This window comes from uncultured Pontibacter sp., from assembly GCF_947499215.1.
Taxonomy (GTDB): domain Bacteria; phylum Bacteroidota; class Bacteroidia; order Cytophagales; family Hymenobacteraceae; genus Pontibacter.
On the sequence record NZ_CANMNI010000001.1, the window covers coordinates 934,390 to 955,021 of the forward strand.

Annotated in this window: 18 protein-coding genes; 12 read left to right on the forward strand and 6 right to left on the reverse strand. The window is 50.7% G+C overall.

Annotated elements, in window-relative coordinates:
* Nucleotides 1-8: 8 nt before the first annotated feature.
* Entirely contained in the window at nt 9-782 is a 774-nt protein-coding gene (locus tag Q1A04_RS04065; protein ID WP_299701566.1) for a transporter, read from the reverse strand.
* Between the two features lie 609 nt (nt 783-1,391).
* Here Q1A04_RS04065 and Q1A04_RS04070 point away from each other — a divergent pair.
* Complete coding sequence (locus tag Q1A04_RS04070; protein ID WP_299701569.1) at nt 1,392-2,042, forward strand: outer membrane beta-barrel protein; 651 nt, start codon at nt 1,392-1,394, stop codon at nt 2,040-2,042.
* Nucleotides 2,043-2,053: 11 nt separating this feature from the next.
* Nucleotides 2,054-2,764: a hypothetical protein gene (locus tag Q1A04_RS04075; protein WP_299701572.1), complete on the forward strand. Its 711-nt coding sequence runs from the start codon at nt 2,054-2,056 to the stop codon at nt 2,762-2,764.
* 73 nt (nt 2,765-2,837) lie between these two features.
* Here the strand turns inward: Q1A04_RS04075 and Q1A04_RS04080 are convergent, their stop codons facing one another.
* Together Q1A04_RS04080 and Q1A04_RS04085 are read right to left on the reverse strand one after the other, a co-directional pair.
* Nucleotides 2,838-3,578 carry a (Fe-S)-binding protein gene (locus tag Q1A04_RS04080; RefSeq protein WP_299701575.1) on the reverse strand — a complete coding sequence of 247 codons (741 nt, stop codon included), beginning with the start codon at nt 3,576-3,578 and terminating at the stop codon, nt 2,838-2,840.
* 2 nt (nt 3,579-3,580) lie between these two features.
* Nucleotides 3,581-4,441: a hydroxymethylglutaryl-CoA lyase gene (locus Q1A04_RS04085; protein ID WP_299701578.1), complete on the reverse strand. Its 861-nt coding sequence runs from the start codon at nt 4,439-4,441 to the stop codon at nt 3,581-3,583.
* 144 nt (nt 4,442-4,585) lie between these two features.
* Here Q1A04_RS04085 and Q1A04_RS04090 point away from each other — a divergent pair, with 144 nt between their 5' ends.
* The 4 genes from Q1A04_RS04090 to Q1A04_RS04105 all read left to right on the forward strand — a co-directional run bounded on the left by Q1A04_RS04090 (nt 4,586) and on the right by Q1A04_RS04105 (nt 8,491).
* Nucleotides 4,586-5,428 carry an SDR family oxidoreductase gene (locus Q1A04_RS04090; protein WP_299701581.1) on the forward strand — a complete coding sequence of 281 codons (843 nt, stop codon included), beginning with the start codon at nt 4,586-4,588 and terminating at the stop codon, nt 5,426-5,428.
* 21 nt (nt 5,429-5,449) lie between these two features.
* Complete coding sequence (locus Q1A04_RS04095) at nt 5,450-6,880, forward strand: aldehyde dehydrogenase (RefSeq protein WP_299701584.1); 1,431 nt, start codon at nt 5,450-5,452, stop codon at nt 6,878-6,880.
* Nucleotides 6,881-6,994: 114 nt separating this feature from the next.
* Nucleotides 6,995-7,387, forward strand: coding sequence for a hypothetical protein (locus Q1A04_RS04100; protein ID WP_299701587.1), 393 nt, complete (start codon nt 6,995-6,997; stop codon nt 7,385-7,387).
* Nucleotides 7,388-7,441: 54 nt separating this feature from the next.
* The gene (locus tag Q1A04_RS04105; RefSeq protein WP_299701589.1) at nt 7,442-8,491 is read left to right on the forward strand and encodes a CNNM domain-containing protein; all 1,050 of its coding nucleotides are present in this window, start codon (nt 7,442-7,444) and stop codon (nt 8,489-8,491) included.
* A gap of 97 nt (nt 8,492-8,588) precedes the next feature.
* On the opposite strand, the gene aceA is transcribed toward Q1A04_RS04105, so the two are convergent.
* Both aceA and aceB read right to left on the reverse strand, forming a co-directional pair.
* Nucleotides 8,589-9,869 (reverse strand): isocitrate lyase, encoded by a 1,281-nt coding sequence (gene aceA / locus Q1A04_RS04110; RefSeq protein ID WP_299701592.1) that lies wholly within the window; start codon nt 9,867-9,869, stop codon nt 8,589-8,591.
* Nucleotides 9,870-9,890: 21 nt separating this feature from the next.
* On the reverse strand, nt 9,891-11,483 hold the full coding sequence (aceB, locus tag Q1A04_RS04115) for a malate synthase A (protein WP_299701595.1): 1,593 nt from the start codon (nt 11,481-11,483) through the stop codon (nt 9,891-9,893).
* Nucleotides 11,484-11,635: 152 nt separating this feature from the next.
* Here aceB and Q1A04_RS04120 point away from each other — a divergent pair, with 152 nt between their 5' ends.
* The 4 genes from Q1A04_RS04120 to Q1A04_RS04135 all read left to right on the forward strand — a co-directional run bounded on the left by Q1A04_RS04120 (nt 11,636) and on the right by Q1A04_RS04135 (nt 15,822).
* Nucleotides 11,636-13,117, forward strand: coding sequence for an XRE family transcriptional regulator (locus tag Q1A04_RS04120; RefSeq protein WP_299701598.1), 1,482 nt, complete (start codon nt 11,636-11,638; stop codon nt 13,115-13,117).
* A 667-nt stretch (nt 13,118-13,784) separates the two neighbouring features.
* The gene (gene xseA, locus Q1A04_RS04125) at nt 13,785-15,347 is read left to right on the forward strand and encodes an exodeoxyribonuclease VII large subunit (RefSeq protein WP_299701601.1); all 1,563 of its coding nucleotides are present in this window, start codon (nt 13,785-13,787) and stop codon (nt 15,345-15,347) included.
* Nucleotides 15,340-15,606, forward strand: coding sequence for an exodeoxyribonuclease VII small subunit (xseB, locus tag Q1A04_RS04130; protein WP_299701604.1), 267 nt, complete (start codon nt 15,340-15,342; stop codon nt 15,604-15,606). The genes xseA and xseB overlap by 8 nt, the downstream gene beginning before the upstream one ends.
* Before the next feature lie 15 nt (nt 15,607-15,621).
* Nucleotides 15,622-15,822 carry a hypothetical protein gene (locus Q1A04_RS04135; protein ID WP_299701607.1) on the forward strand — a complete coding sequence of 67 codons (201 nt, stop codon included), beginning with the start codon at nt 15,622-15,624 and terminating at the stop codon, nt 15,820-15,822.
* 76 nt (nt 15,823-15,898) lie between these two features.
* On the opposite strand, the gene Q1A04_RS04140 is transcribed toward Q1A04_RS04135, so the two are convergent.
* Nucleotides 15,899-18,106 (reverse strand): bifunctional alpha,alpha-trehalose-phosphate synthase (UDP-forming)/trehalose-phosphatase, encoded by a 2,208-nt coding sequence (locus Q1A04_RS04140; RefSeq protein WP_299701609.1) that lies wholly within the window; start codon nt 18,104-18,106, stop codon nt 15,899-15,901.
* A 247-nt stretch (nt 18,107-18,353) separates the two neighbouring features.
* On the opposite strand from Q1A04_RS04140, the gene Q1A04_RS04145 reads away from it, so the two are divergent.
* Both Q1A04_RS04145 and Q1A04_RS04150 read left to right on the forward strand, forming a co-directional pair.
* Nucleotides 18,354-19,436: a mechanosensitive ion channel domain-containing protein gene (locus Q1A04_RS04145; protein ID WP_299701612.1), complete on the forward strand. Its 1,083-nt coding sequence runs from the start codon at nt 18,354-18,356 to the stop codon at nt 19,434-19,436.
* A 43-nt stretch (nt 19,437-19,479) separates the two neighbouring features.
* Complete coding sequence (locus Q1A04_RS04150) at nt 19,480-20,079, forward strand: DUF2179 domain-containing protein (protein ID WP_299701615.1); 600 nt, start codon at nt 19,480-19,482, stop codon at nt 20,077-20,079.
* Nucleotides 20,080-20,632: the final 553 nt, after the last annotated feature.

The window sequence follows — 20,632 nt, forward strand, 5'->3', positions numbered from 1 at the left end:
ATACCTGTTTATCTTGGCAGTCTCAGCGCAATGCCGCTTGTGATGAAACTGTGCGGAGCCGCTTTGTTCAGGCGCCCGCCCGCCGCCACATCAAACTGTAGGTTGGGCAGAATCAGGTATAGCAGCCCTATGCCGGCTTGGTGCTCGGCTGTTTCACCCCTGCCTTTGCTCCCGAATACCTCTAGGTATAAAGTCAGCCCATCGATAAGCTCACGGGTGATATTAGCCCCGTAAGAGCGCACGGGGTCACCTCCTGTCCAGCCGTAACCGAAGTTGTAGGTCAGGTTCATTTTCTCAGAAAGATTATTGGCAAGGCCTAGGTTGAACTGTGGCTCCGGATTATCAGGCTTAAACACCTCACTGGCAAGAGGCAGGGTTACCATGGCCATCAGGGCAGCCGCAGGTCGCCAGCCACTGCCCTCCCATAGGCGCACTTTCGTACCCACGCTCAGCGGACCCCAGCCTTTGATATGCCGCTCCGTTCCGTTTTCGATGACGGAGTCTTTCACGGCGCCTTGTATGCGCAACTCCACCCCTTCGAGCAGACCAATGCGCAAAAGGGCCGTGGGATAGGCGTGCGTCCTGATCTGCTGCGTTCGTTTCTGGTAGAAATAACCTGCTTCCAACTGCACCGTACGACCCGGCACCACGCCCGGCCCCTGCGACTGGTCCGGACGGTCAGCGTCAATTTCGTCGGTCTGCGCGTGCGCTATACTTGGATAAATAACTGGAGCGATCAGCACGATTAGGAAGTACAGGTATAACCGAGATAGTGGTTTCATAGCGCAAACAGCCATTTTAGACTGTTGGGCTTTATACGCTCACAAGTGGCAATTAGTAAGCAAATGGAAAGGAAATACCGATTAGCACGTAGCATAACGGGGTTTACCCGCAGTTACATACCCTATAGTTTACAGGTACAGCGCGTAGCACCTTAAGTCAGAGAGAAAGATTAGCTTGGGAGAGAAAAGAAAGGGAGCCGGTTCCAACCGCCTGCATTATAAATAACAGATACCGACTCCCTTCTGAAACATGGTCAAACCGCTAAACGCACCCCAGATAGCGGCAAGCCCATGGTTGAATTAAAAACAGCATGTGGTAAAACAGCTGATCGAACTAGACCGGACAGCGAGGTTCAACCAACCTAAAACCTTCGCTCCGAAGCTGCTTCACCTGTGTTTCGTCTTCCTTATACGAATCTAAAATAGGTTTGTAACGCACTGTTACTCAAAATGCTAACATACTCTACATTTTAAGTATAATACCCTTGCGCACTACGTGTTTATACGGGCATGCTTCCTGCGCAAGTGCTATTAGCTTTAAAATATACCTAAATCTATATATTGGTATATTTTTTGTATCTACCGAATCTCAACTTTCATAAAACAAGCATGAGAAAAATCTTTACGACAGCACTTCTGGCTATGCTCGGTGCAAGTGCATTTGCACAAACCTCTCAGGGCACGGTTTCGGTGCAGGGATCGGTGGGTTTTAGAAACGAAAACAGAAATGAGACCAACGTTGATTATAGAGATTTGCATTCCTCCCGGAGTATTAATCTGAACCCTTCGGTCGGTTATTTTCTTAATGCTGGGCTGGAACTGGGAGCAGGTTTGGGGTTAGAACACAATGCCTATAGGTACAAATGGGATGAGGGAGAAAGTTACTCTAGATACAATAGCATTAGTTTACGCCCGTACGCCCGAAAATATGTAGCCATTACGGAACAACTGCAACTCCACGGCACCGGTTTTGTCTCTTTAGGGCTCGGCAATCAAAAATCCGGTAGTAACGGAGACTCCTCTTCTGAAGTGATCAGCAAGTCCACTACCCTCGGCATAGGCATTTACCCTGGCCTCACCTATTTTGTCACTCCAAAACTGGGCTTCACTGCTAGATTTGGTTCTCTTTCCTTCACTAGGCTCAGAAATAAACCAGGAGAAGGAGCCTATAATCCTACCCCCACTACCTACAACACATTCAATGCCGATTTATCACCGACTAGCGTGGGCATTGGCATAGGATATTTCATAGCACGCTAGCCGGTCTCCCCATGAAAAAGATAGCTATAATATGTGCATCAGCCCTGATCACCCTAGGCGCACAGGCACAAACCCAAAAAGGAAATGTTGCCCTTACAGGAAGGTTTGGTTATACCCAACAGAAAGCGGACCCTGATAAATCCAATGGAAAGTATTCCTACACCCTGGACAGCTATACCTATACCCTAGCACCTGCCATTGGGGTCTTTGTGAAAGATAATCTGGAAATAGGAGCTTCAGTGTACCTGACCAAAAGTACATCCGAAAGTCTGAGTACTAACTTAAATTATCGGGGTGATGATTTGGAAGAGGGTGAAGGAAGGCGCTACAGCGTTTATGCGACACAATACAAATTCCTGAAAGAACGACTAGCAATGCATGGAACTCTATCTGCAGGCCTAGGAAACACTGAAAATTCACGTTTCTTTACCAATAGAGATCAAGTGGGTGTTTATCAGTTGGGAGACCATTATGATAGATCTTCTGAATTTTCAGTCGCTCTATCACCAGGTCTCACCTTTTTTCCCTCTGACAGAATAGGTGTATCCGCCAACTTAGGATCCCTGAGGTATAGCCGGCGTGACATTGGCCAGACCTATAAAAGCGTTATGTATAATAACGACCCGGAGTATATTGAAGCTGCCTACATATCGAATATATTGGAGCTCAATTTCTCAACTATGTATCTCAATTTTGGTCTAACCTATTTCTTTGGAAAATAAGAGCTTATACAAAAAAGCAACGGCCTCACCTTTTCAGGGTGAGGCCGTTGCTTTTATACCTATTACCTATACCTTACCAACCACTCGCCAGCACGTCGGCGATGTGCATGGTTTTGATCGGTTTTCTGTTTTTCTGGATGTAGCCGTTGATGTGCATCAGGCAGCTGCTATCGGTTGAGATGATGTAGTCGGCGCCGGTTGCCAAGGCATTCTCCACTTTCTGCTCCGCCATCGCCACCGAGATCGACTCGAACTTTACGGCAAAGGTGCCGCCGAATCCGCAGCAGGTTTCCGTGTCCTCCATCTCAACCATCTCCAAGCCCTGCACGCCTTGCAACAAAGCACGCGGCCCTTCCTTGATGTGGCACTCACGCAGGGCGCTGCAGGAGTCGTGATACGTGGCCTTTCCGTCCAGTCTTGCGCCCGGAACTTCCGTTACTTTGAGCACATCAGTTAGGAACTCAGTCAGTTCGTATACCTTCTTCTGCATGGCGCGGTACTTGACCAGCTTCGAAGATTTCACAAAGATGTCTTGATAGGCGTTGCGCACCATCCCCACGCAGGAGGCAGAGGGCGCTACAATGTAATGCGAGGTCTCGTTGGAGAAATCGTCCAGAAACTTGTTCGCCACTTCACGGGCTTCATCAAAGAAACCGGCATTGAAGGCGGGCTGTCCGCAGCAGGTCTGGTTGGGATTATAGTTCACCTCGCAGCCCAGTCGCTCCAGCACTTTCACCATGCTCATACCTGTTTCGGGATGCAGCTGATCCACAAAGCAGGGAATAAATATATCTACTATCGTTCTTCTTGCCATGATCAGGAAAAAACAGAGGTCGAAGCTGCCAGCGCGGCGCTAAATGCCCCCTTGTCGAGCTCCAAATTTAAGCCATTATTTTCGAAGTAGCCGACCAAATTTTCAGTCGCCATGTTGCCCACCAGTTCGTCTTTGGCCATCGGGCAGCCGCCATAGCCGCGCATGGCCCCATCAAAACGACGACAGCCGGCCATGAAGGCAGCGTCCACTTTCTCGTGCCATGTGGTGGGGGTGGTGTGTAGGTGCGCGCCAAACTCGATGTGCTTGAAAGCAGGTATAAGCTTATTGAACAGGTAAGTGATATTTTCCGGATTCGACACACCGATGGTATCGGAAAGCGAGATGATCTTCACGCCCAACTGATCGAGCTCCTTCACAAAGCTGATCACAGTTTCGGCATCCCACGGATCGTTGTATGGGTTGCCGAAGCCCATGGAAATGTAGGTCACCAAGGTCTTGTTCTGTTTCTGACAGATGTCCTGTATCTGGGCCAACTGGTCCATGGCCTCGGCAATGCTCTTGTTGGTGTTGCGTTGCTGAAAAGTCTCGGAAACAGAGAGCGGAAAGCCAAGGTACTCGATTTCAGCATGCGCCGCCGCCTCTTCCGCGCCCCGCACATTGGCGATGATCGCGAGCAGCTTGGAATGCGTGCCGTTCAAATCCAAATTTGCCAAAACCTCAGCGGTATCCGCCATCTGTGGAATGGCCTTGGGCGACACAAAACTGCCGAAGTCGATGGTGTCGAAGCCCACTTTCAGCAGTTGGTTAATGTAGTCGATCTTCGTTTGGGTAGGTATAAACTCCTTGAGCCCCTGCATGGCATCGCGCGGGCACTCTATTATTTTGATGCTATTTTCTTTCATAGTAAAGCCGTGGCTAGTCGTTTTGCCAAATATACAAATTAGATTCAACTCAAATTATTGCATTCCTTATAGATAAATTTTTATATCTGCTTGTATTATTATATATTTTGCTGGAGAAAAAAAGCCGGAGCATAATCAGTAGCCATGACACACGTTAGACAAAGCACAATACTTATAACAGGAGGCGCCTCCGGCATCGGCAAACTGATGGGCCGCAAATGCCTGCAACAGGGGGCCACTCGTCTGCTCATCTGGGATATAAACCCAATCGGGTTGCAGGATACCGCCCAAGAACTGAGCGCCAGCGGTTATGAGGTGCACACCTATCAGGTTAACGTAGGCGATATCGAGCAGGTGAAGCAGACGGCAGAACAGGTGCTTGCCCAGTTTGGCGCTCCCAATATTCTAATCAACAACGCCGGCATTGTGGTGGGCAAGCCTTTTGCCGAGCACAGCATGGCTGAGATTGAGCGCACGTTGCAGGTGAATGTGCTGGGTGTGATGGCCGTGACGAATGCTTTCCTACCGGATATGCTGGCACGCGGTCAGGGCCACGTGGTGAACATTGCCTCGGCCGCAGGGTTGTTGCCGAATCCGCGCATGAGTGTGTATGCGGGCAGCAAGTGGGCAGTGCTAGGCTGGTCGGAGAGTTTGCGGCTGGAACTGGAGCAGGCCGGCCATGGGATGCGCGTGACAACGGTGACACCCAGTTACATCGACACGGGTATGTTTGCCGGAGTAAAGGCACCGCTTCTCACCCCCATCCTGCAGCCCGATACCATAGCTGATGCAATTTTGCAGGCAGTGGAGCAGAACAGGATCATCCTGCGCAAGCCTTTTATCGTACACCTGCTGCCCCTACTCCGCGGTATCCTGCCCACCCGTGTATTCGACACGGTGGCTGGCCGCTGGTTTGGGGTCTATACCTCTATGAATGACTTTACAGGCAGACCGGCTGCCGAACAAAAACCGGTTAACGCAACTTAAACCTAACCCAATTCACCCGCTATGAACGCAACAAACACTTATGTAAAGCGTGTCCCCCCCATCGTGGAGGCTGACCCGCAGGCAGTTTTTGACCTGCTGCAAAGGCAGCGATCTTTTTTTGCCAACGGCCAAACCCTCGACATCCGCTTCCGTCAGGATCAGCTCCGTCTACTGCTCGAAGCCGTCCAGAACCACGAGCAGGAAATTATCGACGCCATGTACGCCGACTTTCGAAAGCCCGCTTTTGAAACTTACACGACCGAGATCGGTTTTGTGGAGAAAGAGATACGCTTGGTACTCAAGCACCTGAAAAAGTGGGCCAAACCGCAGGCCGTGCGCGAAACGCTGCTCAATTTTCCTGCACGCAGTTATGTGTATTCGCAGCCTTACGGTGTGGCGCTCATCATCGGGCCTTGGAATTATCCGCTGCAACTGGTTCTAAATCCGTTGATCGGGGCATTAGCCGCTGGAAACTGTGCCATCATTAAACCTTCAGAACTCACACCGGCTACTGCTAAGGTGATCGCCAAAATCATACAATCCGTGTTCGACCCGGCTTACGTGGCAGTCGTGCAGGGAGGCGTTTCAACTACGCAGCACCTACTGGCCCAGCGCTTCGACTATATTTTTTTTACCGGCAGCACGCAGGTGGGACGCGTGGTGATGAAAGCCGCAGCTGAGCACCTCACCCCGGTTACACTGGAGCTTGGTGGCAAGAGTCCGGCTATTGTGGCCGAGGATGCTGACTTAGGCCTCACGGCACGGCGTATTGTGTGGGGCAAATTCATGAACGCCGGCCAGACCTGCGTGGCACCCGACTACCTGCTGGTGCAGGAGCAGGTAAAAGAAGAACTGATCGAGCAGCTGCGCATTGCCATTCAACAGTTTTATGGTGATACACCCCGCCACAGCCCTGACTTGGCCCGTATTGTAAACGACCGGCACTACGAACGCTTGAGCAGCTACCTCCGGGACGGTGTGGTGCGCATCGGCGGTCAGCATGATGCGGAGAGCCGCTTTATCGCCCCCACTGTACTGGACCAGATAACTTGGAATGACGCTGTGATGCAGGATGAGATCTTCGGGCCCATTCTGCCCGTGCTCACCTATACCAACCTAAATGACGCCATTGCACAGATCAATACCCATGAGAAGCCCCTCGCGCTGTACTTCTTCTCAAACAGCAAAGAACGGCAGCAGCGTGTGCTAAAGGAGACCCACTTTGGCGGAGGCTGCATTAACGACACAATCTCTCACCTCATTAACCCCAACTTGCCCTTCGGTGGTGTGGGCGAAAGCGGTGTCGGAAGCTATCATGGGCAGTCCAGTTTTGAGCTTTTCTCGAATCAGAAAAGTGTGGTGCACCGGGGTACTTGGATCGATTTGCCGCTACGCTATCCGCCTTATGGGAACCGACTGGCTTATATCAAAAAGCTGTTTAAATGGCTGTAGGTGCAAGTAGACTTTAGTCATTAGTGTAGCCGTGCGGTAGTACTTCACGTATGCAAATAAATTAAGGTATCTGCCGTATATGGGGCTGTACACGCAATTATACACGATAAGACTATGGAAAATCTGATTGAATATCTGGACGAATCGCTTATTCCGCTAGAGGATAAGGTAAAAGAGTACCTGCACATAGAGCGCGACATACGGCTGCTCGAAGTGGAGGTACTTTCTTTACAAAGTGTAAAACCTGATTTTGACCCGGAGCAGAATATTGAGCATCAGCTGACAGATCAGCAACCGCAGAACTCGCTTAATGACAAAGAGCAAAAACTGAAAGACCTGCTCGACAGGTACCGAGCATTACAGCAAGAGGTAATCGAGATGCTGCCCGAGAAGAACAAATTTGTGGAACTGAACTTAGGCTATGGCCCGAGCATGGTAGGCTACTTTACAGTGGACCCCGAAACCCGTACGCCGCTCGAGGAGCCGGTTCTGCGCGTAGTACACTAATTTCATTACCTTTGACACACAATCAAAGGCTAACCTAAACCTTATTCCATCTACATGGGCTTACTCATATTATACCTTTCCATTGCACTTGTTTTTTCATTTCTATGCTCCCTGCTCGAAGCGGCCTTACTCAGCATCACCCCCTCACATGTGAGCATTACCGCACAGGAAAACCCAACTGTAGGCAAGCACCTGCAGGAGTTTAAAGATAACATCGACCGGCCATTGGCTGCCATCCTTACCGTCAATACGTTTGCGCATACCATTGGCGCTGCTGGCGTCGGCGCCCAAGCGCAGATCATTTGGGGCGAAGAATACCTGTCGCTTATTTCGGCTATTCTCACGATCATCATATTGATCCTCTCCGAGATTATACCTAAAACATTGGGCGCTAACTATTGGAGGCAGCTGACACCCTTTACGGTGACTACGCTGCGCATCATGATCTACTCGCCGCTATACCCGCTCATTATCCTGTCACAGTTCATTACCAAGCGTCTGAAACGCGACAAGAACAAAAGTGTGCTGAGCCGTGCCGACTTCACTGCTATGGCGGAGATTGGTATAAAAGAAGGTATTTTCAAAAGAGGAGAATCTCAGATATTGCGCAATGTGCTGCGCTTCAATCAGATTTTGGTGCGCCATGTCATGACGCCTAGAACTGTTATTTACGGTGCGCAGGAGGATATGCCTATAATAGATTTTTTCAAGCAGGCCAAGACTCTACGCTTCTCCCGTATCCCGGTTTACCAGAACAGTTTAGACGACATTCACGGCTATGTGCTAAAGGACGAGGTACTCTCGAAACTGATTGATAACCAAGGTCACATGCCTTTGAATAGCATTAAGCGTAATATAGAAGTGGTAACCGAGTACATGCCTATACCTGAGTTGTTCAGCCGACTGCTGAAAGAGCAAAACCATATCGCACTGGTAGTGGATGAGTATGGCGGCACGGCCGGTATCGTGACTATGGAGGACATCATCGAAACCTTACTGGGCATGGAGATCATGGACGAGATGGACAACGTGGAAGACATGCAGAAATGGGCCCGCGAGAACTGGGAGAAAAGAGCCAAGGGCATCGGGTTCAAGACAGAGTAAACAGCCCAATCTGAACATATCGAATCATCATAAAACGAAAACTCCCCGTTATCAATGAGACAGCGGGGAGTTTTTGTTTTACCCAATTAAACTATGCTTAATGAAACTGTTCTTCTTCGGTAGAGCCCACCAATGCGGCGGTAGAGGCAGTGCCTGAAGTGACGGTATTCTGGATAGCATCGAAGTAAGCGGTGCCGACAAAAGACTGGTGTTTCACCGCTTTGAAGCCGTCTTTCACTAAGCCGAACTCACGCTCCTGCAGCTCGGAGTAGCCCGCCATACCGCGTGCTTTATACGCCTTTGCCAACTCAAACATACTCGTGTTGAGCGCATGGAAGCCGGCCAATGTAATGAACTGAAACTTGTAGCCCATCTTCGCCAATTCTTCCCGGAACGTTTCCATTTTTTCCACACTCAATTTGGCGGCCCAGTTAAAGGACGGTGAGCAGTTGTAGGCCAGCAGCTTGCCCGGATATTCGGCATGGATGGCTTCAGCAAACCTGCGTGCCTGTTCCAAGTCTGGCGTAGAAGTTTCCATCCAGATCAGGTCGGCGTAAGGGGCATAGGCCAAACCGCGGGCTATACCTTGCTCTATACCGCAATTCACGCGGTAGAAACCTTCGCTGGTGCGTTCACCCGGTATAACAAAAGCATGGTCGCGCGGATCGATGTCGCTGGTAATCAGGTTGGCGGCATCGGCATCAGTGCGGGCCACTAATAGGGTTGACACACCCATTACATCTGCTGCCAGTCGCGCTGCCACCAGTTTGTTGATAGCTTCCTGCGTTGGTACCAGCACCTTGCCACCTAGGTGGCCGCACTTCTTGGCACTGGACAACTGGTCTTCGAAATGCACACCGGCAGCTCCGGCCTCGATCATCATTTTCATCAGTTCAAAGGCATTCAGGTTGCCGCCGAAACCAGCCTCCGCATCCGCCACAATCGGAACCAGCCAGTCGACTTCACCATCTCCGGTCACGCTCTGTATCTGGTCGGCACGCAGCAGGGCATTGTTAATCTTCTTGATTACGTTCGGCACACTGTCCGCCGGATATAGGCTTTGGTCTGGGTACATCTGCCCGGCTAGGTTGGCATCGGCAGCGACTTGCCAGCCACTCAGGTAGATGGCGTTGAGACCAGCCTGCACTTCCTGCACCGCTTGGTTGCCAGTCATGGCGCCCAGTCCGGCCACATATTCTTCGGTGTGCAGCAGGCGCCACAGTTTCTCGGCCCCATTGCGGGCCAAGGTATACTCAATTTTAACGGAGCCCTGCAGTTTTACAACTTCATCGGCAGTATACGGTCTTTTTATACCTGCCCAACGTGGGTTCACAAGCCAGTCTTGCTGGATAGCCTGAATTCTTTCTGTCTTATTCATGGGGATTTGTGATTTTGGAGTTTAATCAATGTATTTATATGCCGGTAGGGTCAGGAAATCGACGAAGCAGGTAGAGAGCACGAGTTCCGAGAAGAGTTGGGAAGCGCGTTCGTAGTGGCAGTTTTTGAACATCGCCAAACCTACCTCCTCTTTGATGTTCTCGGTCTCTTCTTTGATCAGTTGCAGCACGCGCTCTTCTGTGATGGGCTCTCCTTCGGCGGTTTGTGTGCCCTCATGGTGCAGCCACTGCCATACCTGCGCCCGGGAGATCTCGGCGGTGGCGGCGTCTTCCATCAGGTTGTGGATGGCAGCTGCGCCAGTACCGCAAAGCCAGTTGCCGATGTAGAGGATGCCCACGTTGATGTTAAGTCGCAGACCGGCCTCTGTAATCTTGCCTCCTTCTATGTTGAAGTTGAGCAGGTCGTCGGCTTTCACGTTCACCTCTTCGCGCAGCACTTCCTTCTGGTGAGGTTTATCTCCCAGCACTTTATCGAAAGCCTCACGCGCTACCGGAATCAAATCCGGGTGGGCTACCCACGTGCCGTCAAAACCGTTTTTGGCTTCGAAATCCTTGTCGGCTTTCACTTTTTCAAAGGCAGTTTTGTTTACAGTTGGGTCGTGGCGATTCGGGATGAAAGCCGCCATACCGCCCATGGCATGCGCCCCCCGCTTGTGACAGGTTTGCACAAGCAGATCAGTGTACGCTTTCATAAAAGGCACTTGCATGGTGATGGCCGTACGGTCCGGAAAAATGACATCGGGCTGGTTGCGGAATTTCTTGATGGCGCTGAAAATGTAGTCCCAGCGTCCAGCATTGAGTCCGACAATATGCTCGCGCAATTCGTAGAGGATTTCGTCCATCTCGAAAGCGGCCAGTATGGTCTCAATCAACACAGTCGCTTTGGTGGTGCCAACCGGTATATCCAGCGCCTCCTGTGCCGCTACGAACACGTCGTTCCACAAGCGTGCCTCCAAGTGACTCTCCAGTTTGGGTAGGTAGAAGTATGGACCCGTGCCCCGGGCGATCAGCTCTTTGGCGTTATGGAAGAAGAATAGTCCGAAATCAAACAAAGCGGCTGAGATGGGCTTGTCTCCTATTACCAAATGCTTCTCAGTCAGATGCCAGCCTCTTGGGCGCACCTTCAGCAAGGCCACCTCGTCCTTTAGCTGGTATACCTTGCCGTTTTGATAGGTGATGGTACGGCGCACGGCATCGTAAAGGTTGAGCTGCCCCTGCACCACGTTTTCCCACGTGGGTGAGTTCGCGTCTTCAAAGTCAGCCATGAACACATCGGCCCCGGAGTTCAGCGCATTGATCACCATTTTGCGATCCACTGGACCTGTGATCTCCACACGGCGCATCTGCAGGTCGGCAGGTATAGCACCTACCTTCCAGTTTCCTTCCCGCACGGCTTTTGTCTCTTCCAGAAAATCAGGGCGCTCCCCGGCATCAATCCGCTGTTGCCGCTCCGCTCTTGCTTTCAGAAGCTCTTCTCTTCTGTTTTCAAAGCGCTCATGCAGCATGGCCAAAAATTCAAGGGCTTCAGGTGTTAATACATGCTCTATACCTTTCACAGGTATTCCTTTTACTTGGGCTGTGCTTTCAACTAACATAATTATAAACTTGAGGTGATGTTTTGTTACTTTAACATCTATACGCGAACAATTTAGTTATGGCGAATTTTCGCTAAATATTTTTTTTACGTTTTTAGGAAATAATCGCAAAAGCGCGTTTATTAGCATAAAGACCACAAAAATTATTTTTGATGAGGCTACAAGAAGATGTTATCCGGCTTATACTCGGACTGAAAATCAAACAGTTAAGAACAGAAAAGAACATCTCGCTCACCGATCTGGCCACGAGTACAGGTATATCGGTATCGTACCTCAATGAAATAGAGAAAGGGAAAAAGCACCCCAAACCCAGCAAGATCGCCGTGATCGCCGATGAATTGGGCGTGACCTATGATTATCTGGTTTCACTGCAGTTGAGCAAGCGCCTGCAACCAGTGGGCGAACTCTTGCAATCGAACATCTTGTCGGAGTTGCCGCTCGAGCATTTCGGGTTGGATGTGAGTCGATTATTGGACCTATTTGCCACGGCTCCTGCCAAGTTGAGTGCCTTTGTGAATACCTTGCTGGAAATCTCCCGCGCATTTGACTTACGGGTTGAGCAATTCTACTTCTCCGCCCTGCGCTCCTACCAGGAACTGCACGACAACTATTTCGAAGACCTAGAGTTGGAGGTGGAGCGCTTTATGGAGGTACACGGTATTAGTCCGGAGGCTACGCCGACCTTTGCGCATCTGGCAGGTATACTGCAAGATTCATTTAACATAAAAATCGCAACAGATACATTTGATCAACACCCTGAACTGGCCCCGCTTCGCTCCGTCCACATACCCGGTGCGGCGCCGGTACTTTTGCTCAACCCTAACCTGACAGAGCAACAGCGCGCTTTTGCGGTGGCCCGTGAGATTGGCTTTGAGGTGTTGCAGCTGCAGCCACGGCCCCACACGTCCACTTGGGTAAAAGTGGGCTCCTTTGAGGAGGTGCTTAACAACTTCAAAGCCTCTTATTTTGCAGGGGCTTTGCTGCTCAACCGCGACCGGTTGGTGCAGGACATGCAGACGTTTTTCGCGCAACCGACTTGGCAACCTGACTTACTGGTACAATTGATGGAGAGCTACCGCACCTCACCGGAAACGCTCCTGCACCGGCTCACCTCCCTCCTGCCACGCTTCTTCAGTATCAAGCAATTGTTTTTCTTACGCTTCCACCACGATGCAGCTATAGACCGCTTTTCTTTGACCAAGGAACTGCACCTCTCGGGCTTGCATAACCCGCACGCCTCTTTCCTGAACGAGCACTACTGCCGCCGCTGGATCTCGCTCACGCTTTTCGAGGAAATGGAGCAGCACAAACTAGCTGGCAACTTTGAGCAGCCGCTGGCAGGTATACAGCGCTCCTCTTATGTTAACTCCACCAACGAGTATCTGGTGATGGCCTTGGCCCAGCCCACCGAAAGCATGAACGGAACGATCAGCATTGGCATGCTCCTCAACGAAAACCTGCGTCGCAAAGTCCGCTTCTTAGACGATCCAGCCATTGTGCACCGCCTAGTAAACGAAACATGTGAGCGCTGTCCTCTGACTGACTGCCTCGAACGCGCCGCCCCACCCGTGGTGCTGGAAAAACAGCTTTGGCAGGAAAAGGTGATGCAGACTTTGGAGGGGTTGAAGGGGTAAGGATTTACACCTCCCCCAGCCCCCTCCTTTTATAGAGGGCCCCTACCCCCAAAATAGGAGGGGGTGTTGTACACGAGTAACATCCCCTTGCCCACTTCCGAAACAAGTCCGAAATCTTCTACTTCGAAGGGGGTCTATTTCAGCATTACCGGGTCCAACCACCCCTAGCCCCTCCTTGTCCAAGGCGGGGAACTTGGAACTGTCAATTCACAGGTATACGTTCTATAGCTGCTTTGTGCCTGTTCAAGATTGACATCCCCCTGCCCCCTTCGAAGGGGGACTTTCTGCCATTACTACTGTGAAAGGTTTAAATGTTATGGCAATTCACACTCACATCACTAGAACACGCATTGAAAGAGTAACTCGCACGCTGGCAATGAAACAAATCACATCTGTCAAGTGCACTTTGCGGCGCTCCACTGTTTGAGCGGTCAGCGAGTTTGGAGCGTCTTGATTTTTTTGCCTACTTTTTTTATCAAGAAAAAAAGTAGGGCCCGGCTGGCCAAGCCAAGCTACAAAGCAAGGTCAGTTGCCAAAAACGATAGCTACCTCTACGAAGTAAGATTTGATATCTTTCAATATCCGTGAATAAGCTAAAATCCCACAAACCCATAATCAACTTTCACTCAAAAACCCTATCTTCGGGTTTAGATCCTTCACCCAGTCCATGGCCCAATTCCATTTCCGGCAAACCACCATTTCGCAGGAGTTCAGCGCTCCGCTTTCGCTCCTTGAGCTGCACCAGCAGATTAGGGAAGAACTGGAGATGGCGTTTCCGGACAGTTACTGGGTGGTAGCTGAGATATCACAGGTAAACGCTGACCGCCGCAAAGGACACTGTTACCTCAACCTGATCGACAAAGGCGACGACCCGCGCGGAGCACTGCAGGCGCAAGCAAGGGCCACAATATGGAGTAGCCGTTTCCAGATGCTGGGGCGCTACTTTGAAGAGAAGACCGGACAGCCGCTCAAAGCCGGGCTCAAGATTTTGTTTCAGGCGCAGGTGCGCTTTCATGAACTTTATGGCCTGAGCCTCGACATCATCAACATCGATGCGAACTATACCATCGGCGACCTTGCCCGGCAACGACAGGAAACCCTAAAGCGACTAGAGGCTGAGGGACTGCTCACGGCTAACAAAGAACTGGAAATGCCGCTGGTGCCGCAGCGACTGGCCATTGTGTCGTCGGCGACAGCGGCAGGTTATCAGGATTTTATACACCAGCTCGAGCACAACAGCTACGGCTATACCTTCGACACACGCCTTTTTCCGGCCATTGTGCAGGGCAACGAGGCACCGGCTTCCATTGTCAAAGCCATGGATCTGATTGCTAAGTACAGTCACCTGTTCGACGCCATCGTGATGATCCGAGGTGGTGGTTCGCAGACCGATCTGGGTTGTTTCGACGACTACAGGGTAGCCGCTGCCATCGGCAACTCCCCCTTGCCTGTGATAACAGGTATAGGCCACGAGCGCGACGAAAGCATCTCAGATCTGGTGGCGCATACCCGCCAGAAAACACCGACTGCCGTGGCCAGCTTTCTGATAGACAGAGGCCGTGCACTCGAAACGGAAGTGGAGAGCCTGTATGACAGCATCTACATGTTTGCCGCCCAGCAATTGCGCTTGTCCGCCGACAAACTGGAGCGCCAGAGTTTGAAGATATCAAACCTGACCAACGCTTATCTGCAGGAGAACCGGGAACAGTTGGAGCATTTTTCGAAAAGCCTGCTGCTCAAACCGAAGAACTTCTTACACAACCAAAAGCTCCTTCTGAGCGATAAAGAACAGCTGATACGGGCAAATACAAAAGATTTATTGCACCTACGCGGCAAGGAACTAAGCGAGCTGACTGTTTGTGTGGAGGGAATAGGCCAGCGTTGGCTGCACATGAAGGAGCAAGACCTGAACAAACTGGTGCACTGCATCGAGACGGAGGCCAAGGACAAGCATAAACTAAGTCAGTTGCGCTTTGTGAAATGCAGTGACCGCTTGCAGTATAGCGCCCAGAGAAGCATGAGCACCGCCTCGCACCGACTCGACATGCTGGAGATGCGGATTCAGGCCAACGACCCGGAAAAGCTGTTGCTACGCGGCTATACCTTGACACTGCTCAATGGCAAGATCATAAAGCACATTGGGCAGGTAACAGAAGGAGACGTGATTGAAACGCGCCTGCAGGACGGCAGGCTGCACAGTATCGTTGTAAACACTGACAAAGATGAATAACAAAGACATAAACAAAATGACGTACCGCGAAGCCACCCAAGAGCTGGAGGAAATCCTGCGGGCTATCGAAAGCGACTCGGTGGATGTGGATGAACTCACCCAAAAAGTGCAGCGCTCTTCCCTGCTGATCAAATTCTGCAAAGACAAACTGCGCCACGCCGAAAACGCTATCAACCAAGTCTTCAACGAAGAAAACTGTGAAGAGCCGGCCTCAAAGCCTGAGAAAGGCACAGGCAATAACGGCAGCTTGTTTCAATAGCTCGAATTAAGTTCAATGAAGAAGTTTGCCCTTATCCTGATCGTCCTGCTTATCGGCTTGATCATTTATAATATCACTAACATTGATTTTTCTGATTCGCTAACGTCTGTACCTAACCAACAGGTATACATGCGGCTCGTGGCAAATATATTGGTCCTTATTTCGCTGGTGTACAGCTACCGGAGGTATAACCGGAAGACAGATCATCAGTCCTAGAATTTAATAAGCCTTTAACAAAGAGCCCCGGTCTGTTCTCACAGGCCGGGGCTCTTTGTTTTCATTCTAAATTATTTTACAACAACTCTTTTGGCGCCTTCTTCTGCTTAAGTCCTACCAAGCGGGACAACAGTTTGCGGGTCTCTTCGCAGGTATCCAAATGGTACTTGGCCACAGAATGCGAGTTTCCGATCTTAACGGTATAGGCCTCCCGCGGCATCGCTTTGAAAATGTCCTCGTCGCCCCAGTCGTCGCCGATGGCCAGCACGAAATCGTGCGGGTACATGTTGAGCCAGAAACTGGTCGCCTTGCCTTTGCTCACCTCCTGCGCTTTTATCTCTACGGCCATCTGTCCGTCGAGTACCTGCAGGTTGCTGTTGGTGGCCAAGAAGTTGAGGTGGCTCACCAGTTCGCGGGCACGCAGTTCGCCTAAACCAGTCTCCACGCGGCGATAGTGCCATACGAGCGAGTACTCTTTCTCTTCGATAAAGGAGCCCGGCGTACGGTCCACGTACAGGTCGAGGATGAGTCGGATATCGCTTTTCCAGTCGTCGATCAGGCTGGTCATGGTCTGCCAGCCGGTACCGCGCTGTTTTATCCAAACACCATGTTCGGCGATCAGGTCGATATTGAGATTACCCAACCAACGCTGCATGTTGTCTTTCTCGCGACTGCTCACCACGACAACACGGTTTTTTGGGTTGCTGCAGAGCACTTGCAAGAGCTCCAGCAAATCCTCATCCGGAGCCGCCATCAGCGGACGGTTGTGGTAATCTACCAACGCGCCGTCATACTCTAAGAAGAAGAGGCGGGAACTGGAGTCTTCGTACGAGTTGCTGAGTTCTTGGAAAGTAGCCTCGTCGAGGTAAGTCGTCGCCATAGACAGCTGCTTGATCTTGACATAAGACAAACGGTCCATGAACATGCTCACCCAGTGGTGAATGTTATACCTGCGCAGCGATTCCTGCATGTGCTGCATGTGCTGCTTTTGTACATCCTCCGGCATGGTCAGGGCCGTATGCAGGGTTTCTACAAGCTGGTTGATGTCGTTCGGGTTGATAAGCAAGGCCTCTGATAGCTCTTTAGAAGCCCCGGCCATTTCGCTCAGAATCAGTACACCGGTCTGGTCGAGTTTGCTGGCCACATACTCCTTGCATACCAAGTTCATACCGTCGCGCATAGGCGTTACCAGCGCCACATCGGCCATGCGGTAGAACGCGGAAAGCGTTTCGAGCGGATAAGAGCGGTAGAAATACTGGATTGGGTTCCAGTTCATGTGGCTGTACTTGCCATTAATGCGGCCCACGAGTTCATCCACCTCGTTTTTCAGCTCTTTGTATTTCTCCACGGCGTCTCGTGAAGGCACCACGAGCATCACCAGCGTTACTTTCTCATGGAACTCCGGGTAACGCTCCAGAAACAACTCAAAGGCCTGCAGACGCTGCGGTATACCTTTGGAGTAGTCCAGACGGTCGATCGACAGCACAATCTTTTTGGAATGCAAGTTGTTGCGATAGATCTTTTCGCGCTTCTTCACCTCTTCGCTGTCCGCTGTTTGGGCATACTTCTCATAATCTATCCCCATCGGGAAAGAGTCTACCAGTAAAGAGCGGTTGCCAGTATTGATCCAGCCGTGGGTACTGCCATGGCCTACAAGTCTGTTCACGGAGCTTAGGAAGTGGCGCATGTCGTCGTAGGTATGGAAACCGATAAGGTCGGAACCAAGCATACCTTCTAACAGCTCTTTGCGCCAAGGCAACAAGCGGAACACCTCGTAGGACGGGAAAGGAATGTGCTGGAAAAAACCGATCGTACTATTTGGTAGTTTCTCACGCAGCATGGAGGGCAGGAGCAAGAGCTGGTAGTCGTGTACCCAAATGGTATCGTCCGGCTCCGCCACTTTCACCACCTCATCGCAGTACTTCTGGTTCACTTCTACATACGTTTCCCATACCTGCTGGTCGTAAATGGCATACTGGCTGAAGTAGTGGAAAGTGGGCCACAGTGTTTCGTTGCTGAAGCCCTCGTAAAATTCTTTTATCTCTTTTTCGGTCAGGAAGACCGGGTGCATGTTCTGTCCGTTCAGGTTCTCGACGATATCCTCTTGCTGAGATTCCTCCTCGACCACCATACCCGGCCAACCGATCCATAGGTTGTTTTTCTTCTTGTAAATGGAGCCCAATCCGGTGGCAAGCCCGCCTTCACTTGGTGTAAAGTTGAGCTTGCCCTCACTCTCCTGAAGTTTTACGGGAAGTCTGTTTGATACAATGATCAATTTGGCCATGTTTATTTTACCTTATGTCAGGCTTCTATTGCTTTGCGATTGGGTGTGAAATCGCATTGCTTTCAGCGTCTGGATGTTAAATTGTGTTTGTGCGTACAGCATAGGCAGTCTTTATATCATACGCAAGAAGAGGCTTCACGTTTCTACTATATAGTAGTATTTGTATGTTAATTTTACTCTCCCCTACAACACAGGCGTTTATACACTAGATCACTACTTAATTCTTAGTTTAGCGTATGTGATGGGCATGAAAAGCTTTTCACAATTTATTTCTGAACTCGACCACTTAGCTTTAGGCCTCCTCATCATAGGTCTTGCCATTGTCGTGGGACTTGTGGTGAAAGTGGTGCTCTTCTGGCTTCTGAACCTGTACAACCGGAAGACGGCCCCTCAGCTGATGGCCTCCGTGACACGGCACCTCGACCGGCCGCTCACTTTCTTTATTCCATTGCTCTTTGCCGCCTTTGTTCTTAGCTCTGCCCCCTTCACGCCGGAGCAGTACTATTTTTTTCGTCGCCTCATCGAGCTGCTGAACATTGCCGGCTTTGGCTGGATTCTGTTGCAACTGGTATATGTGGTGCAGGACATGGTGCGCCTCAAATACAACATAACCAAGGAAGACAACTACCGGGAGCGACGCCTGATCACGCAGCTGCAATTCATCAAAAAGCTGTCGATCGTGCTCATCATTTTCATCACGGTGTCGCTGATACTCCTCTCGTTTGAGCCGGTACGCAAGCTGGGAACCGGTATGCTTACTTCGGCAGGTATAGCCGGTATCATCGTGGGTTTTGCCGCGCAGCGCTCCCTCTCCAATTTGCTCGCCGGACTGCAGATTGCCTTCACCCAACCCATCCGCATCGACGATGTACTGGTGCTGGAAGGTGAGTTTGGACGTGTAGAGGAAATCACACTGACCTATGTGGTGCTGCGCATCTGGGACAACCGCCGCCTTGTGCTACCGCTTAACTACTTCATCGAAAAGCCTTTCCAGAACTGGACCCGCACCGGTTCCGACATTCTGGCCACGGTATACCTGTACTTGGACTATACAGCCCCTGTTGAGAAGATCAGAAAGGAACTGGAGCATATTTTAGAGGCCACCCCGCTTTGGGATCGCAAAGTGCACAATCTGCAGGTAACCGATGCCAAAGAACGGACATTGGAGTTGCGGGTGATGGTGAGCGCCCCCAGTTCAGCTATAGCTTGGGATTTGCGCTGTCATATCCGCGAAAAACTCATTACCTTTATACAGGAGCGCTATCCGGAGGCGTTACCCAAAGTACGCAGTGACCTCCCTCCGGCAACCATTTCAGGACAGGCGCAGTAACAGCTTACACATACCTAACACAGCCCAACCGAAACACCAACACATGGATTATTTTAAAGGAATTGACCCGGATATCATGAACTGGGTCATTATACCTGTTCTTATATTTCTGGCCCGCATCATGGATGTAACGCTAGGAACTTTACGCATTGTTTTCATTTCAAAAGGCGACAAAGTCATCGCTCCGCTATTGGGTTTTGTAGAAGTGCTCATTTGGCTTGTGGCCATCACGCAAGTAATGCAGAACCTGAGCAACTTCGCTTCTTACTTCGCATGGGCCGCCGGGTTCGCTACTGGTAACTTCTTAGGCCTGCGCATTGAGCAAAAGCTGGCGCTGGGCCAAGTAGTGGTGCGGGTCATAACCGTTGAGTCGGCAGATAGCCTGATCGATCGCCTGACCAATCGCGGCTACCGCCTGACTGCCCTAGACGCCAAAGGCTCTCGCGGCAAAGTAAACCTGCTGTTCATGATTCTGAAGCGCAAGAAACTGCAGGAAGTCATCGGCATTATAAGAGACTACAACCCCAACGCCTTCTACTCGATCGAGGATGTGCGGTCTGTCTCAGGCACAGAAATACCGGAAGAGGAAGTAGAGCGTAAGATGAGTTTCAGGAAGTTTTTCCCGGTGAGGAAGGGGAAATGATACCTCCCCCAACCCCCTCCTAAAAACAGGAGGGGGCTTTTCGTGCACGATTATACCTGCCCCTCCTATTATTGAGGGCCCCTACCCCCAGAGGGAATTGGGAACGATTGTCATCCCCCTACCCCTCCCGAATCAAGTCCGGGATCTTCGACTTCAAAGGGGGGCTTTATGCAACACCGGATCCAACCACCCCTAACCCCTCCTTGTCTAGGGCGGGGAATCTGTAACTGCCAGTATGTAAGTATAAGCGTTGTTGTACCTGTTACGCACCAATAACACGCATTGAAAGACATACTTGCACAGAATCTATGAAACGAATTACTTTAGCCCGGTGCACAAGCGACGATTTTGTGTTTGAGCGGTCAGCGAGTTTAAAATCGTCTTGATTTTTTTGCTCACTTTTTTCATCAAGGAAAAAAGTGAGCGCCCGCTGCACAGGCGAAGCTACAAAGCAAGGCTAGTTGCTTTACCTAATAAGACGTTGCTACGCAGCGAAACCAGCAAAAGCGAAAATAAAAAGAGCGCCTTTCCAAAACTGAAAAGACGCTCTCAA